The organism is Pantoea sp. Pa-EAmG, assembly GCF_030024295.1.
GTDB classification, from domain to species: Bacteria; Pseudomonadota; Gammaproteobacteria; order Enterobacterales; family Enterobacteriaceae; genus Pantoea; species Pantoea dispersa.
In genome coordinates this window covers 1-5,440 of record NZ_JASEWO010000239.1, presented here as the reverse complement: position 1 = coordinate 5,440, position 5,440 = coordinate 1, and the positions used below count along the sequence as shown (strand labels likewise).

5 protein-coding genes and 1 tRNA gene are annotated in these 5,440 nt (G+C 55.8%); 4 read left to right on the top strand and 2 right to left on the bottom strand.

Annotated features, from left to right (window positions below; all coding sequences use genetic code 11):
• Window positions 1-142 precede the first annotated feature (142 nt).
• Both QMM04_RS20630 and dkgB read left to right on the top strand, forming a co-directional pair.
• Window positions 143-219, top strand: a tRNA-Asp gene (locus QMM04_RS20630).
• A gap of 170 nt (window positions 220-389) precedes the next feature.
• Complete coding sequence (gene dkgB / locus QMM04_RS20625) at window positions 390-1,193, top strand: 2,5-didehydrogluconate reductase DkgB (protein WP_282996901.1); 804 nt, start codon at window positions 390-392, stop codon at window positions 1,191-1,193.
• Window positions 1,194-1,205: 12 nt separating this feature from the next.
• On the opposite strand, the gene yafC is transcribed toward dkgB, so the two are convergent.
• Window positions 1,206-2,114 carry a DNA-binding transcriptional regulator YafC gene (gene yafC / locus QMM04_RS20620; RefSeq protein WP_125310440.1) on the bottom strand — a complete coding sequence of 303 codons (909 nt, stop codon included), beginning with the start codon at window positions 2,112-2,114 and terminating at the stop codon, window positions 1,206-1,208.
• Window positions 2,115-2,214: 100 nt separating this feature from the next.
• Here yafC and QMM04_RS20615 point away from each other — a divergent pair, with 100 nt between their 5' ends.
• Entirely contained in the window at window positions 2,215-3,393 is a 1,179-nt protein-coding gene (locus QMM04_RS20615) for an MFS transporter (RefSeq protein ID WP_058758033.1), read from the top strand.
• A gap of 148 nt (window positions 3,394-3,541) precedes the next feature.
• The gene (locus QMM04_RS20610; RefSeq protein WP_031279675.1) at window positions 3,542-4,342 is read left to right on the top strand and encodes an endonuclease/exonuclease/phosphatase family protein; all 801 of its coding nucleotides are present in this window, start codon (window positions 3,542-3,544) and stop codon (window positions 4,340-4,342) included.
• 193 nt (window positions 4,343-4,535) lie between these two features.
• Here QMM04_RS20610 and mltD read toward each other — a convergent pair.
• A partial coding sequence (gene mltD, locus QMM04_RS20605; RefSeq protein ID WP_282996900.1) for a murein transglycosylase D occupies window positions 4,536-5,440 on the bottom strand: 905 nt, incomplete at its 5' end.

Here is a 5,440-nt window from a genome sequence, read left to right as displayed (position 1 = left end):
TAGTGTGGGGCCTCCCCATGCGAGAGTAGGGAACTGCCAGGCATCAATTTAAGACCCCTAATCGGGTCGTGACCTTCCCGGTGACGCGGAAAGGGCGAAACACCTGAAATCAGCGACGGTCTGAAATCAGTACAGAATCGGTGGAGCGGTAGTTCAGTTGGTTAGAATACCTGCCTGTCACGCAGGGGGTCGCGGGTTCGAGCCCCGTCCGTTCCGCCACTTAAATTGAGAAGCCCTGACTGTAAAGTCAGGGCTTTTTCATGTCCGCTAAAAACCTGCCATTGTTGAGTAAAACGCAAAATTCCTCTGCTCATAAGCGGATTTTTCAGCAACAATAAACCTGCCACAATACGCCTCATCGCAACATTCAACGCAATGATGAGGAAAACATGACAATCCCCGCTTTTGGTTTAGGAACATTTCGTCTGCAGGACGATGTTGTTATTCATTCAGTGAAAACCGCACTGGAACTTGGTTACCGCACCATCGATACCGCTCAAATTTATGAAAACGAAGCTGCCGTAGGTCAGGCTATTGCTGAAAGCGGCGTGGCTCGTGATGAGCTGTTTATCACTACTAAAATCTGGATTGAGAATCTCGCCGCCGACAAACTGATCCCCAGCCTGCAGCAGAGCCTGGCGAAACTGCGTACCGACTATGTCGATTTGACGCTGATTCACTGGCCATCGCCGGGTGCAGCGGTATCGGTCAAAGAGAGCATGCAGGCATTGATGGCAGCGAAAGAGGCGGGTTTGACGCGTCAGATTGGTATCTCTAACTTCCCGATTGCCCTGATGAAAGAGGCCATTGCCGCTGTGGGCGCAGAGAACATTGCGACCAACCAGATTGAGCTGCACCCGTTCCTGCAAAATCGCCAGGTCGTGGACTTCGCGAAACAGCAGGGCATTCATATCACTTCATACATGACGCTGGCGTATGGCGAAGCGTTAAAAGAACAGGTGATAATGCAGATTGCGCAGAAACATCAGGCCACACCCGCGCAGGTCGTCCTGGCGTGGGCACTGGCACTGGGTTATGCCGTGATCCCCTCCTCAACCAAACGTGAGAACCTGGCCAGCAATATGGCGGCGCAGGATCTGACACTGGATGCGGACGACATGGCGCAGATCGCCGCGCTGGATCGCCAGCAGCGTCTGGTCAGCCCGGAAGGCCTGGCACCAGACTGGGATTAATTCTCCCATGCATCAGCCCTGCACGCGCCAGGGCTGATCTCTGACCCACTCGCTGAGAAAATCAATAAAGGCCCGCACGCGCTGGCTCACCCCTAAATCGCTGTAATACACCGCATTAAAAGGCATCTCAACCGGTACCGACTGGTGCGCCAGCACCTCAACAAAAGTGCCCGCCGCAATTTCCGCATTCACCATGAAGTCCGACAGACAGGCGATACCCTGATCGTTAAGGCACAGCTGCTTAATCGTCTCTCCGCTGTTTGATGACATCGCCGCGTCAATTTCATACAGATCGCTGCCATTGGCCGACACGGGCCAGCGATTAAGACGAGGCGTCTCGACAAAACCGAGGCACTGATGATGTGCCAGCGCCTCCACCGACGCCGGCGTACCATATTTCGCCAGATAAGCTGGCGTAGCGACCATTTTACGATAGCTGGTGAACAGCAGCCGGGCACGCAGCGTGGAGTCGGTTAAATCCCCGGCACGAATAGCGACATCCACTTTACGATCGATCAGGTTAATAAAGCTTTCAGAGGAAATTAGCGATAGCGTGACCGCCGGATAGCGCTCGCGAAAGGGTTTAATCATCGGCATCAGTAGGTTAAGGATCACCGGTGTAGCCGCGTCGATGCGCAGCACGCCCTGTGGCGCCTGCTGGCGCTCAATCAGCTCATTCTCTGCTGTCGCCATCTCAAGGATCAGCTTCTGCACGCGCCGGAAATAGAGTTCGCCTTCATAAGTCAGCGCCAGCTGACGGGTGGTACGCGTCAGCAGCGACACGCCAAGCTTGTTCTCCAGCTTCTTCACCGTGCGGCTCACCGCCGAATTGGCCATCTGTAACTGCTCCGCTGCACGGCTAAAACTGCCGCTTTCCACCACAGCGATAAAGACTTTTAACTCCTCTGAAGATGCCTTCATTATGCCTCCTCAGGCAAAAGTTTATTGTTACTTTGCTTCTTTTTGTTATTAAAGCACGAGTCGATAATGGCGCCCATCAAAACATTATTGGGAGTCAACCATGCCACTTGCACTCTGGGCGCTGACCATCAGCGCCTTCGCTATCGGAACCACCGAGTTTGTTATCGTCGGGCTGATTCCGACCATCGCTGAACAGCTCAGCATTACGTTACCTTCTGCCGGGATGCTGGTATCCATCTACGCGCTTGGCGTGGCCGTCGGCGCGCCAGTGCTCACCGCCTTAACCGGCAAGCTGCCGCGCAAGCAGTTGCTGATGGGGCTGATGGCGCTGTTTACCGTCGGTAATCTGGTGGCCTGGCTGGCACCCAACTATGAAACGCTGGTGATGGCGCGTCTGCTGACCGGTCTGGCGCACGGTGTTTTCTTCTCCGTCGGCTCAACCATTGCCACCAGCCTGGTAAGCAAAGAGAAAGCTGCCAGTGCGATAGCCATCATGTTTGGCGGCTTAACCGTGGCGCTGGTTACCGGCGTACCGCTTGGCACACTGATTGGTCAGCACTTTGGCTGGCGTGAAAGTTTTCTGGCGGTCTCTCTGCTGGGCGTGATTGCGCTGGTCAGCAGCATGATACTGGTACCGCGCAACATCGCACAGCCGCCTGCCACCTCCCTGGCACAGCAGGCCGCGGTGATGATCAATCCGCGTTTGCTGCTGATCTACGCGATTACCGCGCTGGGCTACGGTGGCATCTTTACCACCTTTACCTTCCTGGCACCGATGATGCAATCGCTGGCCGGTTTCTCGCCGACCGCCGTCAGCGGCGTGCTGCTGGGGTACGGTATTGCAGTGGCGATCGGGAATATCTGGGGCGGCAGGCTGGCCGATCGCCGCGGTGCGGTACCGGCGCTGACGCTGATTTTTATCGCGCTGGCCATTCTGTTAGTGGTATTTCAGTTCACCGCCAGCATGCATTACCCCGCGCTGCTCACGGTGCTGGTGATGGGCGTCTTTGCCTTTGCTAACGTACCCGGCCTGCAGGTTTACGTGGTGCAAAAGGCCGAACACTATGCGCCAGGCGCAGTTGATGTCGCGTCCGGGCTGAATATCGCGGCCTTTAATATTGGCATCGCACTGGGTTCAACCGTCGGCGGTCACATCGTGGAACATTACGGTCTGGCGCAGACGCCATGGGTGGGTGCCGTCATCGTGTTTGCGGCTCTGCTGCTGGTCCGCCTCAGTGGCCAGCTGGATAAGCCGCGTGCGGCAGCCATCATTGAATAAGCCGCACAACAGCCTGCCGTATGGTGGGCTGTTGCCGTTGCTGGCTGTGAGGCGAATTCCGACAATCAATAACAGCAATTGAAACCCCGCGCTAAAATCCCTATAACAGTCAGGTGAAGTTGTAGTCGAAAATCAGCCAGGCGGGACAGTGCGAAAAAAAACTTATGCAATGCGGTATGTAGCAGGTCAGCCTGCTGAGCGGATTTTTCCGCCAGGGGCGATGCTGCATCTTGGGCAGGCGTTACCGCCCGGTGCACCGCTGCCAGCCGACCCAACCCTGCGCGTGCTGGTGTGGAATATATTCAAACAGCAGCGGGCAGACTGGATGTCAGTACTGCAGGGCTTCGGCAAAGATGCCCATCTGGTGCTGCTGCAGGAGGCGCAGACCACACCGGAACTGGTGCAGTTCGCCACCAGCAATTATCTTGCGGCCGATCAGGTACCGGCCTTTGTGCTGCCACAACACCCCTCTGGCGTCATGACGCTGGCTTCTGCCCATCCGGTCTACTGCTGTCCGCTGCGTGAACGTGAGCCGCTACTGAGGCTGTCTAAATCCGCTCTGGTCACTGCCTATCCGCTTCCCACCGGCGAAATGCTGATGGTGGTGAACATTCATGCGGTCAATTTCAGCCTCGGCGTTGATGTGTACAGCAAACAGCTGGGGCCGATTGGCGAGCAAATCCAGCATCATCGCGGGCCGGTGATCATGGCCGGCGACTTCAATGCCTGGAGCCGCCAGCGTATGAACGCGCTCTACCGCTTTGCCCGTGAGATGGCGCTGCGCGAAGTAAACTTTACTGATGATCATCGACGCAAGGCATTTGGCCGCCCGCTGGATTTTGTCTTTTACCGCGACATGAAAGTCAGCGAGGCGTCGGTGCTGGTGACGCGTGCCTCTGACCACAATCCTCTGCTGGTTGAATTCAGTCCCGGCGCGGCTAAACGTTAAGCCAGGCGCGGCGCGCCAAAGGCGAATGATTCACAGCGCTGATGCCGCATCCTGCTCAATAAACCATTTCAGACCGCTAAAGGCATGGCGCAACGGCGAAAATAACGAGGTTTACGCGTGAGTGTGTCGGACTGCGGGAACGGGAAAAGGTAAATAATGAAAAAGGCTGACAAAAGTCAGCCTTTTCGGTGCATCAGGTATCAGGTGTTGCGCTATTCTTCACAAACAGCGTCAGCTTGTCGCCGGGCTGAATGTCTTTAGCGTCACTGTTCCAGCGCATCACGTCTTTGGTGTTAACACCGTGACGTTTGGCGATACTGGCAAAAGAATCACCCTTACGTACACGGTAGGTGATGCTGTTGCCGTTATCCGCCAGCTGCGACGCGCCAGCTTTGCTGCCAACGGTCAGTGTCTGACCGATGCGTACTGACGCACTGCGCAGGTTATTCTGCTGCTTCAGTGCACTAACGCTCACGCCAAGCTTACTGGCAATGCCCGATAAGGTGTCGCCTTTGCGGACCTTATAGCTATTGCCTGCAGCGCTGACTTTCGCCAGCTCGCCGGGCTGTACCGCAGCAATATCACCGGAAGCCAGCGAATTACGCAGCTGAGCCACGTTGGACTTTGGCACCATAATATAGTGCGGTCCGTTTGGCGCGGTGGTGCCGTTTTTATACCCGGCATTGAATGTCTTCAGCTTGCTGAGCGACATACCGGCCATATCTGCGGCCTGCGTCAGTTCAATCTGCTGTCCCACTTCAACGCGAGCCAGTGCACGGCTCTCATTGGCGGTTGGCAGCTTAATACCGTAACGCTTGCTGTTCTTGAGAATATCACTCAGGGCCAGCATTTTAGGTACGTAAACCGTAGTCTCGCGTGGCAGCGATAAATGCCAGAAGTCGGTCGGCTTACCGCGCGCCTTGTTCTGTTTCATCGCCTTCAGCACACGCCCTTCACCGCTGTTGTAGGCGGCGATGGTCAGTAACCAGTCACCGTCAAACATGCCGTTCAGACGCTGCATCATATCCAGCGCAACTTTGGTTGAGGCCACCACATCGCGGCGTCCGTCATACCATTGGTTCTGTTTCAAACCATAGT

What these genes read in the sequence shown, in the direction of transcription:
- dkgB (WP_282996901.1), top strand. Translation starts at nt 390, where the DNA reads ATGACAATCCCCGCTTTTGGTTTAGGAACATTTCGTCTGCAGGACGAT.
- yafC (WP_125310440.1), bottom strand. Translation starts at nt 2,114, where the DNA reads ATGAAGGCATCTTCAGAGGAGTTAAAAGTCTTTATCGCTGTGGTGGAA.
- QMM04_RS20615 (WP_058758033.1), top strand. Translation starts at nt 2,215, where the DNA reads ATGCCACTTGCACTCTGGGCGCTGACCATCAGCGCCTTCGCTATCGGA.